The organism is Vulcanibacillus modesticaldus (genome assembly GCF_001730235.1).
Lineage (GTDB): Bacteria > Bacillota > Bacilli > Tepidibacillales > Tepidibacillaceae > Vulcanibacillus > Vulcanibacillus modesticaldus.
The window spans coordinates 1-19,160 of sequence record NZ_MIJF01000030.1 but is presented as its reverse complement, the minus strand read 5'-3'; the positions used below and the strand labels follow the sequence as shown (position 1 = coordinate 19,160).

Genomic DNA, 19,160 nt, shown 5'->3' with positions numbered 1-19,160 from the left:
AAAGAGTATTTGCAGATATGAAAGAGAAACATGGTTTGCGTTGGACTACGTTAAGAGGTTTGAAAAAAGTCTCGATGCAGGCGATGTTAGTTTTTGCTGCCATGAATTTGAAAAAGCTAGCGAATTGGACGTGGAAGAGACGTCCGAATCGCTCTCAATTTTTTATTTCATCCAAGATTTTAAGCATTTTTGACAAAAATAACCTCATACTAGGTAATTTAGCATGAGGTTAGTCTTCAGTCTGAAGCACCGTCATTATTAATATGACGGTGCTTTTCTTAGTTTTTTATTGTGTTCTTACTTGGATGATTCTTGATCTATCAGATTCTCCCTTATTATTGACGGCAGTTACATAAAAGAAACCTTTTTTATCAGTTAAAAGCTCATATGAAAATTCTGGCTTGATTGAACTACCGATTAAATTATAATCTCCTCTTAGTTTTGAACTGTAATAAATATTGTACTTAGTAACATAATCGTCTGGTGGATTTTCATCCCATGTTAAGGTAATTTGTAAACCAATGCGCATTATACCAAGGTTCTTAGGTGCGCTTGGTATTGCAATTGCAATTTGATCGTTATTTTGGCCAGGTATTATATCAGTATTACCTTCTATGTTATCATTCATATTTTCTTCATTAAAAGGATTGTTATTATCTAATTGTTCATTGTTTGTTAAGTTGAATCCAAGTAGTTGAGTTGGTTTTGATTCATTCCCCATAACATCAACTGTAGTAATGTAGTAAGCGTATTGATCATTAAATTCTACGACATCTTCAAAATATAATCTGTTTGGTTCCAAATTTGTTTGTTTTACAACTCCAACTTTAATAAATCCAAATTCAAAAGTAGAAGTACGATAAATTCGGTATCCAACCACATTTTCATTAATGAGCTTATCCCATGAAAGAATATTTTTACCTGATTGTATCTTTATTAATGGATTTAAAGGTGGAGTTAAATTTTCACCAGTAGAAGTTCTAGGATCTACCTGATTAGGTAGCTCTTTCTCATAATCTACAGGTCTATCTTTTCTTATTCCTTCACCGTTTTCATCCTTTAATATTTCTCCTTCTTTATCTTTTTTATATGGAAGTACGTAAGGTTCACGCTTAAAGTAAATTCCTATCTCTACCATATCATCAGGTGTTTCAGGTTTGGCAAGATAGCGTGTATCATCAAATGTTATAACTCGTGCTTTTTCTAGTGAGTCGTCGATTTCTGTTGGGATATATTTTTTATTGAACCAATCTGAAACTAAATATCCTGCTTCTTTAGTTAATTCAGAAGGAAGTTTACCAGATGTGCTTGATACTTCCATCTTAACGATACCTTCTGGACGCGTAAACTTTGCATCAGTAGCTGAAAGTTCAGGTTTTGCTTTTAATACTTCAGATAATATTCTACCCCAAGTTTGAGAGGCTATTGAGCCGGTCTTTAATTTGTACGGGAAATCATATCCAACCCATACCCCAAGGGTTACCTCAGGAGTATAACCTATAAACCATAAATCCTTGGAGTCATTTGTTGTCCCTGTCTTGCCAGCAACATCTAGTTCATTACCGATAAATTTACGTACTATTCCACCTGTACCATTAGAAATTACAGTTCTTAACATATCAGTAATCAAGAAAGCTGTTTGTTCACTAAATACTACTTCCGGCTTTGATTGATGTTGATATACGATATTTCCATCTTTATCTTCGATCTTTTCGATTAGATATGCGTCAATATAGGTTCCGCCATTTGCAAAAGTAGTATATGCATTTGCCATTCTTTCAGGAGAAGTTTCAATTGTTCCGATAGCTGGAGTATAACCTGCTTGCTTGAAAAATTTCTCATTTACTCTAAATCCTAATTTTGTGTAGTATTCATATCCTTTGTCAATGCCAACCATCTTATAAACCTTGACTGCAGGAATATTAAATGACCAGTTAAGTGCTTCTCTAGCTGTTATTCTTCCATTATACTTTTTGTTCCAGTTCTCTGGTTCCCATTCAGTTCCTAAAGGAATGTCATCAATTGGAGTTGCTGGTTGAATATATCCTAACTCCAATGCTGGTGCATAGTCTAATAATGGTTTAATCGATGAACCTGGTTGTCTTTTAGTAGAACCTCTAAAGTTTGAATGATTTATTTGGGAAGTGTAAAAATCTCTACCCCCAACGAATCCTAGAATTGCTCCAGTTTTATTTTCAATTAGCGTAGCACCAACCTCTTCTAATGCGTTTTCAATTGGAATAACTTTGCCGTTTCTCATTTCAAAATCATAACTTATTGGCTTATTAAAATTGTCAGGATTTTTTGCTACGGCGTTCATTGCTTCATAAACGGTTCTATCAATTGTGGTATATACCTTATAACCACCAGTTAGTAATTTTTGTCTTGCTAATTCAAAGACTTTATTATAATCGTCAGTACCAGATGCCATATTTAAACTTTCAATTAATTTTTCTGCCGCTCTATTTTCAATTTCTAGCATTAAATATGGGTATCTATTATATGCTTTTTCATCTGATGCGGAACTTGAAAATGCTTCTTTGATGTCATAAGCTAAGGCCTCTTCATATTCATCAGTCGTAATGAAACCTTCTTCTAACATCCTTTTAAGTACTAATTCCTGTCGTTCTTTAGCTAACTGATAGCCCTCCTCGTCAAACCCTTGACTGTTAAACGAAGAATATGCTGTCGGTCTTTGTGGTATCCCAGCTAAGAACGCTGCTTCTGCTAAATTTAAGTCCTCAGCATCTTTATTAAAGTACCCTTTCGCTGCTGCTTGAATACCGTAAACATTATTTAAATTTGCAGCTTTTCCAAAATGAATTTTGTTTATATAAGCTGTAAAAATCTCTTCTTTAGATAAAATTCGTTCCATTCGCAATGCTAAGAAGATTTCTTTTGCTTTTCTCTCAAAAGTTTTGTCAAAGGAATAAAAGGTGTTTTTAGCTAATTGTTGAGTTATTGTACTACCACCAGTTCTTACATCGCTATTTAATAATTGTTGTAATACAGCTCTTCCTAATGCCTTTATATTAATACCGAAATGCGTTTCAAAATCTCTATCTTCAATGGCTAAAAAGGCATTGTAAACATTTTTAGGGATCTCATCAAACTCAATAATTCGTCTATCTTCGTCTGCTCTTAACATTCCGATTAATTGATAACTACCACTTTTATTCTTGTTAGAAAAGTAAGCAAATCCGGTTAGGTTATTTGTAAAAACTTTACTACGGATTTCTTCAGGACTTCGTACAGGATCATCTTTTACTAATGCTGCTATAAGTCCAGCCCCAACTCCAGCTACTAAAAAAGTTCCTAAGATGATGACGATAAAAGTGAATTTTAGGAAAGAAGAAAAATGCTTAGTACTTTTTTTAGATTTTCTGGGTTTTTTCTTTTGCGCCATTTAAATTCCCCCTTAATTTGCTATTATAGCACAAAATAAGTGAATAAAGCTTTAAGGTTATAGAAGTTTTTTGTTGATGTTGACAATGTTTAATTATTATGGTAAATATCTTTTATTATAATATAATAATAGTAAAGCTATGAAAGCAGTTTAGTAGGTTATAATAATCGCTTAAAGAGAGCTGGTGTTTGGTGCAAATCAGTACGTTATTGTAACTGAATTACCCTGCTAGAGCTGAATAGGTGAGCCTTTAAATAGCCTATTCCGGTGTTGCCGTTATTTAAATTAAGATGAGAGTACATTATCTCCTTTACTCTTTTTGTACTCTTAAGTAGGGTGGTAACGCGTGCAACCACGTCCCTAAATTGGGATGTGGTTTTTGTTTTAGGTAAAAATATTTCTAATGGGGGTTTTGTTATGGACAAAGATTTAATGCTAACTGATGAACAACAACGAGAGTTAGAGAAGCAATGGGAGATACTTAGTCGTGGGGCGGTTGAGATTATACCAGAGGACGAATTTAAAAGGAAAATAGCCAAGTCAATTAAGGAGAATAAGCCTCTTAAAGTTAAACTTGGCTTGGACCCTTCTGCTCCAGATATTCATATTGGACATACGGTACCTTTACAAAAATTAAGACAGTTTCAAGAATTAGGACATACTGTTCAACTTGTTATCGGTGATTTTACTGGTCAAATTGGTGATCCTACTGGTAAATCTGAAACTAGAAAACAGCTTAGTAAAGAACAAGTTAGAGAAAATGCTGAAACTTATGTAAAGCAATTGTTTAAGGTATTGGATCCACAAAAAACAGAAATTCATTATAATAGCGAATGGCTTGAACCTCTGACTTTTGTTGATGTAGTTAATTTAGCTGGTAAAATAACAGTGGCAAGGATGTTAGAAAGAGACGATTTCGAAAAAAGGTTTAAGGCTAATCAATCGATAAGTATTCATGAGTTTTTCTACCCTTTAATGCAAGGCTATGATTCTGTAGCCCTAAAGTCGGATGTTGAAATTGGTGGAACTGACCAAAAATTTAATCTACTTATGGGACGGCACTTACAAAAAGAATATGGTGTAGAACAGCAGTCAATTTTGATGTTGCCATTGATTGAAGGATTAGATGGCGTACAAAAAATGAGTAAAAGTCTGGGTAACTATATTGGTATTGATGAAGAGCCAAATCAAATTTATGGAAAGGCAATGTCAATTCCAGACGAACTTATGATTAAATATTACCAATTAGTTACGGACTTACCACACGAAGAAGTCCAACGGATGGTTAAAGGTTTGCAGGAACAAGCAATCCACCCAAGAGATGCCAAGATGAAGTTAGCTTATACCCTTGTTAGAATGTACCATGGTGAAGAAGCAGCTAAAGAAGCTGAACAACATTTTAAAACTGTTTTCCAAAAGGGTGCTTTACCAGATGATATTCCAGTTGTGGAATTAGAAAAAGAACAACTAGAAGGTGGTAAGGTCTGGATCGTGAAATTGATTGTAACTTTGGGGTTGGTACCATCTAATGGAGAAGGACGTAGGATGGTAAAACAGGGTGCCGTGAAGATTAATGGTCAAAAAGTAGATGACTTAGATTATGAAGTTAACATCGAGCAAGATATGGTAGTTCAGGTAGGAAAAAGAAAATTTGCTAAAATTAAATTACAATAATCAAAGAGGACTGAAACCAGTCCTCTTAATTATCTTCTCTGATGAAAAAATTAGGAATTTTATTGATAATAAATATGGAAACGATTATTGAAATAATCATTTCTGGAACTAGGTAATATAGATTGTAAAGTAAAGAATATAGGTACACATTCATATTTTCTGGTGCATACTGTCCAAACCAAATTACTCCAGAGACAAAATGGCTTAATAATCTTAATGAAGAAGCAAAGATGATACCAATTGTTAGATAGATACTCTTTTGTTTAAGAGAAAGGTTTTTATTGATTTTAACAATACCAGCAAAACCTAAAAGAGCAAAAGCAACAGGATAGTCTAATAAAAATTGGACGGGATGAACGATATAAGCTCCCAATATGATTTTTATGGTCCCAGTTAAAGCTCCGGCAATAATCGCTGGGACGATTCCTCTTCTAAAAGCAAGTAAAAAGATTGGCACCATCACCAAGGATACAGAGCCTCCAAAAGGAGCTTCATAAACTTTGATTGCGTTTAATAAAACAGCTAAAGCTGCTATAATTGCGATTTCAGTCATGATACGAATACGATTATTCATGATTATCCACCTTTCACTTCTGGTCTATAATTTTAATTTTCAGTTTTAGCTAAAAAAAAACTCTATAAACGGACTGGTTTACAGAGTGTTAGGTGATACTCATAAAAACCACTTCCCTTCGCTGGAATTACCCAGAAAATCAGGTTCTAAGGGTTACAGCTTAACAAACGCTGTTCTCAGCTTTACAGCACCCCTAGTGGCCCAATATTTTGTTTTCCATTGATAGTATATCATTAAATTAAAGAAAAAAGAACATTAATTAAAGCAATAAATAAAATTAAAATGAAAAAACCACCCAATGGATTTCCATTGGATGGCTATCAAATTATCTGGAGTAGTACTCAACGATTAACTTCTCGTTGATTTCTTGTGGTAATTCGGAACGTTCAGGAAGACGAACAAATTTACCTTCCATTGCATTTTCATCAAAAGTAACGTAATCTGGTAGGTAATTACGCTCCTCTAAAGCTTCTTTAACAACAGTTAAGTTACGGCTTTTTTCACGTAAACCAATTACGTCTCCTACTTGCACTTGATAAGAAGGAATATCAACTTTCTTACCATTTACAGTGACATGTCCATGATTTACTAACTGGCGAGCTCCTTGACGAGTACGAGCTAAGCCCATACGATAAACAAGATTATCTAAACGACTTTCAAGGAGAACCATGAAGTTTTCACCAACAACTCCATGCATCTTAGTAGCTTTAACAAATAGGTTAGCGAATTGCTTTTCGTTTAAGCCGTACATATGACGAAGCTTTTGTTTTTCATTAAGTTGAAGTCCGTATTCACTCAATTTTTTGCGTTGTCCTGGTCCATGTTGTCCAGGTGGATAAGGACGCTTCATTTCCTTTCCAGTACCACTTAATGAAATACCTACTCGACGACTTAATTTGTGTTTTGGTCCTGTATATCTTGCCATAAAAAACAAATCCCCTCTCAAAATTGAATTTAATATTTACTATTAAACTGACGTGCTCAATTTTGCTTTACATAAGTTGCGGTAGCAACAACTTATGGCTTATAAGAAAAAATCAGCCGCTGTCTTATAAGCACAAAATGAGTGAGGGTGTTCACGTCAAAAACATAACTACCTATAATCACAACTTATATAATAAAACTTTTGTAACTCGGATGTCAAGTTTATTGAATGTTAAGCTTATTATTTAGTGAAATATTTTTTTAAAAATTAAAAATTTCAGCAGGAATATTTTTAATTTTATTTAATTTTAATATAGTGGAAATATTTTCTTTTATTGTTTAGTTCGTTTGATATCCACCTCTTGTAATCTTAATTCATGTAGATATAATATATTAAAGGTATCTCTTTATTTTGAATTACTGCCATATTTCAACAAAAGTTTTTTTGATATGTTAGAATGAGATTGAGGGGGTGGGCTGGCTGAAGGTAAAAAAACGGATTATCATCATTGTTTTTTTGTTTATGCTGATATTGTTAACTGTTGGCTGTTCTAAGCTAGAATTTTTTAATGATAATCAAAATGAGATTCCAAACAAAACAGATGAGAACGAATGGAGTAAACCGGAAGATAACAGTCCATCGTACGATTTCGCTTCTTTATACAATCTAAGAGATGTACCAAAATTAGAAAAATTGTTTATTAATTCAACGTTTATTAAGCATATATCAATTAATCACTTTTCTTATTTGCATGGATTCAGTTCTGATGGTCGTTATGTATCATTAATAAATTATATTGAAACAAATGAGCAAGGTTATTTAGTAAACATATTTGATACAATTACAGGTAATATAGTATATTCGATCTTTGTTCCGGATGATGAGAATTTGTTAGATTCTAATGAATTGGCTTTAGCTCAAGAAGCGCTTGAGGATGTTTTTAAGATTAATGTTCCTCCAAAGAAATTGATTTGGAAAAATGGTTTAGCTTATCAAGCTAATAAAACTTCATGGGTCTTTGAAGTTACCAAAAATAATGAGCGTGTAAATTTGAAAATCAACAATTTAGAGTTTAAGGATACTTGGACATTGTTTTTAGTTGATCAGCAAGATTTTTACGGGTACTTAGAGTTATTTAGTTTCCCGGGGAAACCAGAATGGTTAACATTTATATACCATCTGAGCTATTATACAACAGGAGATCGGGACTTTATTTTGAAGTTTGTTAATTTGGAAAACCTTACAAGTAACAATAGTGATGAAGGTGTTAAAGAAGGAGTTGATAATTGGTTATATGGTAGTTTTAACCTTATCTATAACCAATGGAACACAGGTAGTAATAAAGGATTTATTGCGATATCAGGTGATAATGAGCGGGTTGGAGATAAGGGTTATTTGGAACAAGTTAAGCAGTGGATTTATTTAGATCCTTCTGGAAAAATGGAATGGTATGGTAACTACCAAGGGGTTTTTAACAGTAGAGGGGCTTCTGCCCAACGACAAAAGCAGTCATTGGGTAGAGATTTTTATTATAGGATTAATTTAATAAAAGATAATAATGATTCTTTGCAGTATTTTATCATTGATCAATTTGATTCTGAAACAAAAAGTTTATATAGAACGATTGAGTTCAAGTGGGATCCTGATGTATTAGAGATGGTTCCAGTTCAGAATTTTCAAACATAATGAACTTTAAAATCAAGTTATAGAAGAGGTAGTTTAATGGAAACGACTATTTATATGATAAGACATGGTGAAACGGATTGGAATAGAGAAAGAAGATATCAGGGGCAACAGGATATACCGTTGAATAAAATAGGGGAGTTGCAAGCCAAAAGACTTGCAAAACGCATATTCGATGATGGGATTCGTTTGAATGCTATCTATTCTAGTGATTTAATAAGGGCCAAGGCAACTGCACAGAAGATTGCAGATCAATTTGGATTGAATGTTCATACTCATATTGGTTTAAGGGAACGGAATTTTGGACGATTGGAAGGAATCAAACTTGATGAATTAAAAGCAAAACATCCTGAAGTGGATATGAGAAATATTGAGCATATAGGGGCATACGGCGTAGAACCCTATGATGTATTCAAATCTAGGATCTATAAAGCGGTACTGGATTTGTGTAAAAAACACATTAATGAAGATATAGTAATTGTAAGTCACGGTGCAGCGATAAATGCTTTTTTACATGAGATCAGCGGTGGCAGTTTAGGACCTGGTAGAACACGTATAGTAAATACGGGTATTACAACGATAACTTTTGATCTTTTGAAACTGACTTGGAACATAAAAGAGATTAATGACCAATCACATTTAGAAGTGATTTAGTTGGAAGAAGGGAAAAAACTTATGGCTACTAGCGTTGAAAATTATAGATATTGCATCGAAAATAATGAACGTCTTAGATTAATTAATAATGCAAACAAAGTAGCGATGATGGCCAAAGCAAAACCTCTATTGAAAACTCATCAGATTACAGATATTGAGAAAAATCAGTTGCTAGTGAAAATTTTTAAGCGTTTTGTTAAAAAAATAGGGAATAAAGTACAATTACTAGACAATGAGATCTTAATTCTGGCGAATAAAGAAGCACAAGTGCTTGACTTTGTTGCTGATTCTATTATCCCGGATTTCTTATTGAAAAATGAACTTAAATTTGTTGATTGGAGTACCAAAACTATTGGGGCTAACGCAATAGGATTAGCAGCTGAACACCAGGTTATCGTTTGTGTTAAAGAAGAAGAACATTTATTATCTTCATTGCAAAAGTATCTTACAATTGCTGTTCCAATTTTTGATGATAATCATTTGGTTGGGATTTTAGGGTTAGTAACATTTTCAGGAAACAAGGAAAAGGCTTTAAAATTATTAGAAGGATTGGTTATTGGATATGAATTGTTACTTGGGGAAGAACGTGAATTTGAACGTTTAGAAAGAGAAATTGAGAAAAGAGATGTATTGTACACAATAACTCAAAAATTATATTCTACTTTTGATGTCAATGAGGTATTGTCAGAGGCAATAAATAGTATCAACTTGTTTTACCCCAATAACAAATTAGAGCTATGGTTGACACATGATTATTTTATTCCTAATGTATCAATTAAATTAATTAATATAATTCCTGACAAGAATGATATAAATGGTAAAGCATTCTTAGAGGGAAGCTTGATTATAAGTGATGATGCTAATGAGTTAGCAGCACCGATTAAAGGAAAACAAGGAATATACGGAGTTATCCATTTAAGTTGTAGTGATCATTGTGACTATGATGATGAAAAAGTTCGGTTTATTTCAAGCATTGCTGAAATTATCGGTACAGCATTTGAAAACGCCAACCTTTACCAACAATCGATTAATTCAGTGAGGGAATTACAACTTATCAATGAATTAACAAAACAATTAAATCGAAGTTTAGATAAAGAAGAAATTCTAAAAGTTGCTATATCGGAATTAGAGAAAATTTTCAAAACACATCATGTTTTTGTAGTTCAAGCCAATAAAAGAAAATTCACACTCGTTGCTCATAATGAAAATATTGATAACATAACCACTATCCCATTAGATTATGGATATATGGGGTATGTATACAGTAGAAAAGAACCTGTTATTTTTTCAGATATTAAGAAAGACCAATACATTGATGATCAATTAATTCACGAGTCTAAGTTACGTTCCTTGATAGCTGTACCTATAATTGCTCGTGAAGAAATAATTGGCATCTTAAGTGTGGCGAGTAAGCAACCAAATTATTTTTCCTATGAGGACTTGAGAATCTTACAATTATTTACCCAACATTTAGGATTAGCTTTGACAAATTCGTTACTACATGGCAAGATTCAACGTTTGGCAGTTACAGACTACTTGACTAAATTATATAACCGGTCATATTTGGATACTAAAATTGAAGAGTCTCAGAAGAAAGATAAATATGGTTCTTTGTTACTCTTTGATATTGATGATTTTAAGAAGATAAATGATTCTTATGGTCATCAAGTAGGCGATCGGGTGCTAAATCAAGTAGCTAAAATTCTCAAGAGTAGTATTCGAGAAGAAGACATTGCCGCTAGATGGGGTGGTGAGGAGTTAGCGATATATTTGCCTAAAATGTATACGGAAATTGCTGTACAAATTGGTGGACGAATAACTGAGAGAGTTAAAAATGAGACTAATCCAAGGGTAACGGTATCTTGTGGAATTGCGACTTGGGAAGCAGATGATTCTGATATAAGTTATTTATCACTAGTTCGAAAAGCGGATCATGCATTATACAATGCTAAAAATAGTGGAAAAAATCAGGTAAGAGTATATGATGAAGAAAAATCAATAACATGACCTGTTGGTGATAGAGGCCAACAGGTATTTTTTTAACTTTTTTTAATCTTTTTTAAATTGTGGGCTTTAAGAAAATGTTAAAAAGTTGTAGAATTAAATTGATTGAATTTTCAAACACATAACTTGAGGGGAATGATATATATGAATGGTCTCGCTGATACTTTTGTTAATAATGGTATTGGAGTAATTCCAATTGAAATAAATACTCCATTTATTATTGGTTCAGTTAATCTTTATCTGATTTTAGGAGAAAAAGTAACATTGGTTGATACGGGACCTAAGACTGAGTTGGCATGGAAATCATTTATTTATCATCTTAATAGAAATGGTTTTAGAATCAAGGATATTGATCAAGTTATAGTTACTCACCATCATGTTGATCATAGTGGCCTTCTGTCGGTATTATTAGAGTACCATCCAAAATTAAAAGTGTATGCTCATAAAAAATCAGTCCCATGGTTGGAAAAAAATGATGATATTGTACAAAAAAAATATAATTTTTTTGAGCAATTGTACTTAAGACATGGTTTATCTAAAGAACAAGTTGAAGCAGTTAGTAAATTTAATGATTATTTCAATCAATTTATTGAACCTATTAATGTTGATGGTGTATTGGAAGAGGGCGTGACTCCCGAAGGATTACCAGACTGGATGATAATCCATAATCCTGGTCATTCTCAAGGACATATTTCACTATATAATCTTGAAAAGGGGCTTCTAATCGCAGGTGATCACATAATTGAAAATACTTCTCCAGGAGCATTTATTGAACCACCTTTTGATAAAGATGGTGATAGGCCTAAAAGTCTTGTTGATTATCAAAATTCACTTGAACGGATTAAAAAAATAAAGATAAAGCAGGTCTTTTCAGGGCACGGAAAAATGATTACAACACCATACGAAGTGATTGATCAACAGTTAAATCGTATTAAACAACGAGTATTTAAAGTGAGAGAAGTATTTAAAGATGAACCCTTAAGTGTTAAAGATATTATGAAAGAAGTGTACCCTGATAGATTTGAAAAATTTATCCCGTTGTATTTTTCAGAAATTTTAGGTGTGTTAGATATTTTAGAAAATAACAACGAAATTACTTCTATAGTTCAAAGTGGGGTAATTAAGTATTACTTAACGGGTGAGAAGGCAGTTCAATCATGTTAGATTTAGGCTTAATTCTCATAAGAACAATAGAGAATTAAGCCTTTAATAATCGTATAACCAATCATGATTAAAATAATTTTTATATAAGTATTACTATATTTTTGTTTGTATGTTATTGTTAAATTGGAACAAGATGTTAGCGTTTTCATTTTATATTAAAAGGGGGATGTACTATGGATCAAAAAAAGAAAATGGGTTTTTCTACACAGGCCATTCATGCAGGATACTCATCAAAAGAACACTATGGCTCATTAACACCACCAATATTCCAAACCTCAACATTCGTATTTAATGATGTCGAAGAAGGGCGGGCAAGATTTTCTGGTGAACAAGAGGGATATATTTATACGAGATTAGGAAGTCCGACAGTTAAGCTATTAGAGGATAGAATAGCTGTATTAGAAGGGGCAGAGGCGGCAGTCGCATTTGGTTCTGGTATGGGTGCTGTTTCAGCGGTAATCTTTAGTTTATTAAAAAGTGGTGATCACATTATCGCTACTGATGCAATATATGGTGGAACATATTCATTTTTTTCAATGATCAAAGAAAAGTTTGACATTGACTTTACACTTATTGATATGTCCAACTATGAAGAAATCAAAAAATATATTAGACCAAATACAAAAATGATTTATATAGAAACACCTACTAATCCAACTATGAAGTTAGTTGATTTAGAGAAAGTAGCAAAACTCTCTAAAGAACTTGGTACAATTTCTGTGGTTGATAATACTGTTATGTCCCCATATTTACAACGTCCAATAGATCTTGGAATAGATATTGTTTTACATAGTGCAACCAAATACATAGGCGGACACGGTGATGTGATAGCTGGCTTAGTAGTGGGAAGAAAAGAAACGATGAAAACTATAAAAATGGCGGCTCTTAAGAATGTTGGATCAGTTATGTCGCCGTTTGATGCTTGGTTATTACTTCGGGGTTTAAAAACATTATCAGTTAGACTAGATCGTCATTCTGAAAATGCGATGAGGATTGCTGAGTATCTAGAACAACATCCAAAGGTAGAGAAAATTTACTATCCTGGTTTAGCTAGTTTTCCACAATACGAACTTGCCAAAAAACAGATGAAAGCACCAGGTGGATTGCTCAGCTTTGAGGTTAAAGGAGGATTACAAGCAGGTATTGATTTGTTGAACAATGTTAAAATATGTAAATTAGCTGTGAGTTTAGGAGATATTGATACCTTAATTCAACATCCTGCTTCAATGACCCATTCAACTGTGCCAATAGAAGAGAGATTAAAGATGGGGATTACAGATGGTTTAGTTAGACTATCAGTAGGTTTAGAGGATGCGAACGATATTATTGCTGATTTAGAACAAGCTTTCTCATTTGTAAAATAATTTTTCTTATTATCGACCTATGTTCTTTTGGCATAGGTTGTTTTATTAACATTTTGCTTATAGAATAATGATGAGGTGTTGTTAATGAACGCAGGTGCGATAATCCTTGCAGGTGGAAAATCTAAACGTATGGGTACTAACAAAGCCTTACTAGAAATTAATGGTCGAAAGGTCATTGAAATGGTTAAAGATAGGTTAGCGGAAGTTTTTTCAGAAATCATTCTTGTTACCAACAATATGGAAGAATATGATTTTTTAGGTTTACCAATGGTTGAAGATAAAATTAAAGGGAGAGGTCCTCTCGCAGGGATTCATGCGGGATTGTCAACATCTTCATTTGATATAAACCTCATTGTTGCATGCGATATGCCTTTCATCTCTCCGGAGTTAGCAGTTTATCTTATAGGCCAAATTGAAGAGTATGATGTAGTAACGCCAAAAATTACTGGCGAGATCCATCCATTATTTTCGGTCTACAATAAATCTACTTTGCCTATCATTGAGAAACATTTATTAAAAGATAAATTGAAGATTAAAGAACTATTAAAGCAGTTGAATGTCAGAGTTGTCACTGAAGAGGAAATTAAATATTTTCTTGATGATAATCTAGAAAATTTAGTTTTTAATATGAATTCTCCAATGGATTATGAATCTGTAAAATCAAGAATTGACAATAACTAACATTTATTTATTTTATATTGGAGAAGTAGGTTGTTAAATAGTTTTGCATTGGTGAGTATGTTAGAATGAGGTAAATATTAATGTTAGGGGGAGATATGATGAAATATCGTCGACTAGGGACTACAGGAATTAAAGTAAGTGAGATATCGTTAGGAAGTTGGTTAACCTATGGTGGTTATGTAGAAGAAGAAAATGCTATTAAATCTATTAGAAAAGCATATGAACTTGGTATTAACTTTTTTGACACCTCTAATGTTTATCGTAGAGGTGAAGCTGAGAAAATAGTTGGGAAGGTATTAAAGGAATTTCCTAGGGAATCATATGTCCTAGCAACAAAAGTTTTCTTTCCAATGGGTGATGGAGTAAATGATAGTGGACTATCACGTAAACATATTATTGAACAAGCAAATGCAAGCTTAAAGCGTCTTGGACATGACTATATTGACTTGTATTATGCACATCGTTATGATCCAGAGACGCCATTAGAGGAAACATTACGTGCTTTTGATGATTTAGTTAGACAAGGAAAGGTATTGTACATAGGAGTTAGTCAATGGACACCTGCCCAAATTGCCGAAGCAATACATTTGGCTGATAAAAAATTACTCGATCGAATTGTTGTTAATCAACCAGTGTACAATATGTTTGATCGTTATATTGAAGATGAAATTATCCCATTATCAGAAAGATATGGTATTGGACAGGTGGTTTATTCACCTTTAGCACAGGGAGTATTAACTGGTAAATATAAGCAAGGACAGGCGGCTCCAGCAGGTAGTAGGGCAGCTGATCAAAATGGAAGTAAAATGATCGCTCGTTTTATGACAGACGAGAATTTTAAGCGAATCGAAATGTTAAAGGAAGTTGCAAATGATTTAGGAGTAAGCCTTGCTCAACTTGCTCTTGCATGGGTTTTAGTTCAAAAGAATGTTTCTAGTGCAATTATTGGAGCTAGTAAGCCTGAGCAAATCGAAGAAAATGTAAAAGCAGTTGAAATAGAACTTACCCAAGATGTATTAAAGCGTATTGATGATATTTTAGCATAGCAGATTTTTCTTAATATCATATGTTGTAATATTTTTTGGAAGGAGCGTTATTATGAAAGATCCACGTATTGATCAATTAGCAAAGCAATTAGTACAGCACTCAGTTAAGTTACAAAAGGGAGAAAAGGTCCTAATAGAAATGATTGGGGATGAAACGGAATTAATTAAAGCACTAGTAAAGCAAGTTAATAAAGTTGGCGCAACCCCTTATGTAACTTTGAAAAAACCAGAAATAACCCGTGCCTTACTTATGGAAGCAACAGAAGAACAACTAAAGGATATGGCTTCTTGGGAATTGGAAAGAATGAAAACGGTTGATGCTTATATTGGTATTAGATCTGGTAACAATGTAAATGAATTATCTGACGTTCCAGATGAAAAAATGAAGCTTTATTCTAAATATTTCTTAAGTCCTGTTCACTTTGAAGAACGCGTTAATCGTACGAGATGGGTTATACTAAGATATCCTAACCCTTCAATGGCACAATTGGCTAATAAGAGTACCGAAGCATTTGAAGATTTTTATTTTAATGTATGTAATTTAGATTATGGTAAAATGTCAAAGGCAATGGATGCTTTAGTAGAATTGATGAATAAAACTGATAAAGTACATATTAAAGGTGAAGGAACTGATCTCACTTTTTCGATTAAGGGAATTCCAGCGATTAAATGTGCTGGAGAGATGAATATCCCTGATGGTGAAGTATATACAGCTCCTGTCAAAGATTCTGTAAATGGTTATATTACCTATAACGCTCCGACTTTATATGAAGGAGTGACCTATGAAAATATTAGGTTAGAATTTAAGGATGGTAAAATTATTAAAGCTACTGCAAATGATACTGAGAGAATCAATAAAGTATTTGATACTGACGAAGGAGCGAGGTACGTAGGAGAGTTTGCTATTGGTGTAAACCCATATATCCTTGATCCGATGAAAGATATCTTATTTGATGAGAAGATTGCTGGTAGCATTCACTTTACCCCAGGTAAAGCTTATGAAGACGCAGATAATGGCAATCGCTCCGATATCCATTGGGATTTAGTCTACATTCAACGTCCAGAATATGGTGGAGGAGAAATTTATTTTGATGATGTGTTAATTCGGAAAGATGGTAGGTTTGTAACTCCTGAATTAGAACCACTAAATCCAGAGAATTTAAAATAAGTATTTGCCCTCCTTGGCATAAAGCCAAGGAGTTTTTTTAATTATTTATTAGTTTCCATAAGAATTTATGGAAATTATGGGGAATAACTTTAACATTACTTGCTAGAAAAACAAGATTTGGTTTATTATTAGATGAGTGATAGGAGGGATATTCGTGTATATAGGAGTAGATTTGGGCGGTACTAATATTGCAGTAGGATTAGTAGATGAAGAAGCAAGATTAAAGTATCAAAAATCAATACCAACAAAAAGTGAAAGAACCGCAGAAGCTATAATAATGGACATTATTAATTTAATACAAGAAATAATAAATGATTATGGTTTTCCAAAAGAAGGAATAAAAGCTATTGGAGTAGGGATTCCCGGTTTAGTAAACTATAAAACAGGCGATGTTATACAGTGTGTAAACCTAAATTGGGAAAACGTACCTTTAAAAGTTCCAATTGAAAACGCTTTAGGAATTCCTGTATTTATTGATAATGATGCAACTCTAGCTGGTTTAGCAGAATTTGAAGCAGGGGCAATGAAGGGAGTTAAAAGTGGAATTATTCTTACCTTAGGAACCGGGGTAGGTGGAGGAATAATTATAGACGGTAAAATACATACGGGATTTAACGGAATAGCTTCTGAAATTGGTCATATGGTAGTTGGCGAAAATTATTACGATTGCAATTGTGGTAGAAATGGTTGTCTTGAAACCTTTTCTTCATCAAGTGCAATCATTAACTACACAAAAAAGTTAATGGAAGAGAAAAATTCTGAAACAGTGATTGCTGATAAAATTCAAGGAAACTATGAAAATTTGAATGGGAAAATAATTTTTGAAGCAGCTATTAACGGTGATCAACTTGCCAAGAAAGTAGTGGATAGATTCGTTAAATATCTAAGTATTGGAATTGTAAACCTTATAAATATAATTGATCCTGAAATTTTTGTGCTAGGTGGAGGGATTTCTAAGGTTGGGGGCTTCTTATTAGATAAAGTAAGAGAAGAAGTTAATAGAACAAAGAACTTTAAGAATATCCCAGTTACAAAAATAAAATTAGCTGAATTAGGAAATGAAGCAGGTATCATTGGTGCAGCTATGCTAGGCAAACAACATAAAATTAACTAGTCAATCAAAGATTATGACAGGATAATATATTGAATTTGGAGGTTGAATAATGAAAAATATTAGTTTTAATTACAGTAATTCATTAATTAAGGAACATGAATTAGAAAGCCTTAAGCAACAGATTTTAGTTGCTCATAAAATGCTTCATAATAAGAGCGGTGCAGGAAACGACTATCTTGGTTGGGTGGATTATCCAGTCAATTACGATCAACAGGAGTTTGAAAGAATTAAAAATGTTGCACAGAAAATCCGAAAAAATTCGCAAGTATTTTTGGTTATTGGTATAGGAGGGTCTTATCTTGGTGCGAGGGCAACGATTGAAGCATTAGCTCACTCTTTTTATAATGACTTACCCGAAGAAAAAAGAAAGGCACCACAGATATATTTCCTAGGAAATAATATCAGCGGAACGTATTTGAAACATTTATTAGAAATTATCGATGGAAAAGACATTAGCGTTAATGTAATTTCTAAATCAGGTACAACAACTGAACCGGCGATAGCCTTTAGAATGTTGAAATCATATATGGAGGATAAATACGGGAAAGAAGGAGCAAAAGAGAGGATTTACGCTACCACTGACAGAAACAAAGGAGCATTAAGAAAACTGGCTGAACAAGAGGGTTATGAAACTTTTGTAATACCTGATGATGTTGGTGGAAGATTTTCTGTTTTAACTCCTGTAGGACTTCTTCCAATTGCAGTTGCAGGAATAGATATCGATAAATTGATGGAAGGTGCTAAAGCAGGTAGAGAGGAATATAGTCAAGAAGATTTAGAGAGGAATCAATGTTACCAATATGCCGCGCTCAGAAACATTCTATACCGTAAAGGAAAGACGATAGAAGTTTTAGCAAATTATGAACCATCCTTGCACTATATTGCTGAGTGGTGGAAACAATTGTTTGGTGAAAGTGAAGGGAAAGATGGAAAAGGTATCTTTCCTGCTTCAGTTGACTTCTCAACTGATCTCCATTCAATGGGGCAATATTTACAAGACGGAAGACGTGACTTGTTTGAAACAGTTTTAAATATCGAAAAACCAAAGGCAGATATAGAAATTTATGAAGATGAAGAGGATTTAGATGGATTAAACTATTTAAGTGATAAAACTATGAATTTTGTAAATCAAATGGCATTTAAAGGAACATTATTAGCACACGTCGATGGAGGTACTCCAAATCTTGTAATTAATATTCCGGAAATGGATGAATTTTATTTGGGCAAACTTATTTATTTCTTTGAAAAAGCTTGTGGGATTAGTGGTTATCTATTAGGAGTAAATCCTTTTGACCAGCCAGGTGTAGAAGCGTATAAAAAGAATATGTTTGCATTATTGGGAAAACCGGGTTACGAGGAATTACGTCAAGAGCTAATTAAAAGAAAATAATTAGATTTACAAAAATTAGATAATTATTTTTTCTCCTTTACATGTTACAATGAAAAAAAACAGCTTGGGTAGTGTCAAAAGTTCTATGAAAAATTAAACGTTTGGTGAAAAAGAAATTAAGAATGACAAAATTGGGGAACAAAGAACTTCACAAAGGGTTAAACAAGTATAGCAAAAGCATGACTTCATTTAAACAGTGACAAAAAAGAGCATACTGAAGCAGACTCTTAAAACAGAGCCTAATTAATACTGTTAGATTAAGCAGACTGTTGCTCTAAAATAAATTCCTGTGACAACTCAATAAGTTTAGACC

15 protein-coding genes, 1 riboswitch and 1 other annotated feature are annotated in these 19,160 nt (G+C 33.3%); of the genes, 12 read left to right on the top strand and 3 right to left on the bottom strand.

The features are described 5' to 3' along the window. Window positions 1-227, top strand: a 227-nt coding sequence (locus BHF71_RS12335) for a transposase (RefSeq protein ID WP_084024272.1), incomplete at its 5' end; no start/stop codon positions are given. Between the two features lie 59 nt (window positions 228-286). Here the strand turns inward: BHF71_RS12335 and BHF71_RS06960 are convergent. After that, entirely contained in the window at window positions 287-3,406 is a 3,120-nt protein-coding gene (locus BHF71_RS06960; RefSeq protein ID WP_069656951.1) for a penicillin-binding protein 1A, read from the bottom strand. Between the two features lie 130 nt (window positions 3,407-3,536). Beyond that, window positions 3,537-3,771 (top strand) — a binding site (T-box leader). A 52-nt stretch (window positions 3,772-3,823) separates the two neighbouring features. On the opposite strand from BHF71_RS06960, the gene tyrS reads away from it, so the two are divergent. Then, window positions 3,824-5,080 carry a tyrosine--tRNA ligase gene (gene tyrS / locus BHF71_RS06955; RefSeq protein WP_069656950.1) on the top strand — a complete coding sequence of 419 codons (1,257 nt, stop codon included), beginning with the start codon at window positions 3,824-3,826 and terminating at the stop codon, window positions 5,078-5,080. 25 nt (window positions 5,081-5,105) lie between these two features. Here the strand turns inward: tyrS and thiT are convergent, their stop codons facing one another. Beyond that, window positions 5,106-5,654: an energy-coupled thiamine transporter ThiT gene (thiT, locus tag BHF71_RS06950; RefSeq protein ID WP_069656949.1), complete on the bottom strand. Its 549-nt coding sequence runs from the start codon at window positions 5,652-5,654 to the stop codon at window positions 5,106-5,108. A 96-nt stretch (window positions 5,655-5,750) separates the two neighbouring features. Then, a riboswitch (TPP riboswitch) is annotated at window positions 5,751-5,859 on the bottom strand. 120 nt (window positions 5,860-5,979) lie between these two features. Continuing rightward, complete coding sequence (gene rpsD / locus BHF71_RS06945; protein ID WP_069656948.1) at window positions 5,980-6,579, bottom strand: 30S ribosomal protein S4; 600 nt, start codon at window positions 6,577-6,579, stop codon at window positions 5,980-5,982. Window positions 6,580-7,050: 471 nt separating this feature from the next. Between rpsD and BHF71_RS06940 the strand changes: the two genes are divergently transcribed. The 10 genes from BHF71_RS06940 (at window position 7,051) to BHF71_RS06895 (ending at window position 18,847) form a co-directional block, all read left to right on the top strand. Further along, window positions 7,051-8,265, top strand: a complete 1,215-nt coding sequence (locus BHF71_RS06940; protein ID WP_069656947.1) for a hypothetical protein — start codon at window positions 7,051-7,053, stop codon at window positions 8,263-8,265. Between the two features lie 36 nt (window positions 8,266-8,301). Then, on the top strand, window positions 8,302-8,916 hold the full coding sequence (locus tag BHF71_RS06935) for a histidine phosphatase family protein (RefSeq protein WP_069656946.1): 615 nt from the start codon (window positions 8,302-8,304) through the stop codon (window positions 8,914-8,916). Further along, window positions 8,917-10,923, top strand: a complete 2,007-nt coding sequence (locus BHF71_RS06930) for a diguanylate cyclase (protein ID WP_069656945.1) — start codon at window positions 8,917-8,919, stop codon at window positions 10,921-10,923. Between the two features lie 141 nt (window positions 10,924-11,064). Beyond that, window positions 11,065-12,084 (top strand): MBL fold metallo-hydrolase, encoded by a 1,020-nt coding sequence (locus BHF71_RS06925; protein WP_069656944.1) that lies wholly within the window; start codon window positions 11,065-11,067, stop codon window positions 12,082-12,084. 173 nt (window positions 12,085-12,257) lie between these two features. Then, a complete protein-coding gene (gene megL, locus BHF71_RS06920) occupies window positions 12,258-13,448 on the top strand; it encodes a methionine gamma-lyase (protein WP_069656943.1) in 1,191 nt (396 codons plus the stop codon). An 84-nt stretch (window positions 13,449-13,532) separates the two neighbouring features. Next, window positions 13,533-14,129 (top strand): molybdenum cofactor guanylyltransferase, encoded by a 597-nt coding sequence (gene mobA, locus BHF71_RS06915; protein ID WP_069656942.1) that lies wholly within the window; start codon window positions 13,533-13,535, stop codon window positions 14,127-14,129. Between the two features lie 98 nt (window positions 14,130-14,227). Next, complete coding sequence (locus tag BHF71_RS06910) at window positions 14,228-15,175, top strand: aldo/keto reductase family protein (protein ID WP_069656941.1); 948 nt, start codon at window positions 14,228-14,230, stop codon at window positions 15,173-15,175. 52 nt (window positions 15,176-15,227) lie between these two features. Beyond that, the gene (locus tag BHF71_RS06905) at window positions 15,228-16,343 is read left to right on the top strand and encodes an aminopeptidase (RefSeq protein ID WP_069656940.1); all 1,116 of its coding nucleotides are present in this window, start codon (window positions 15,228-15,230) and stop codon (window positions 16,341-16,343) included. Between the two features lie 154 nt (window positions 16,344-16,497). Further along, on the top strand, window positions 16,498-17,457 hold the full coding sequence (locus tag BHF71_RS06900; RefSeq protein WP_069656939.1) for an ROK family protein: 960 nt from the start codon (window positions 16,498-16,500) through the stop codon (window positions 17,455-17,457). A 46-nt stretch (window positions 17,458-17,503) separates the two neighbouring features. After that, window positions 17,504-18,847: a glucose-6-phosphate isomerase gene (locus BHF71_RS06895; RefSeq protein ID WP_218064933.1), complete on the top strand. Its 1,344-nt coding sequence runs from the start codon at window positions 17,504-17,506 to the stop codon at window positions 18,845-18,847. Window positions 18,848-19,160: the final 313 nt, after the last annotated feature.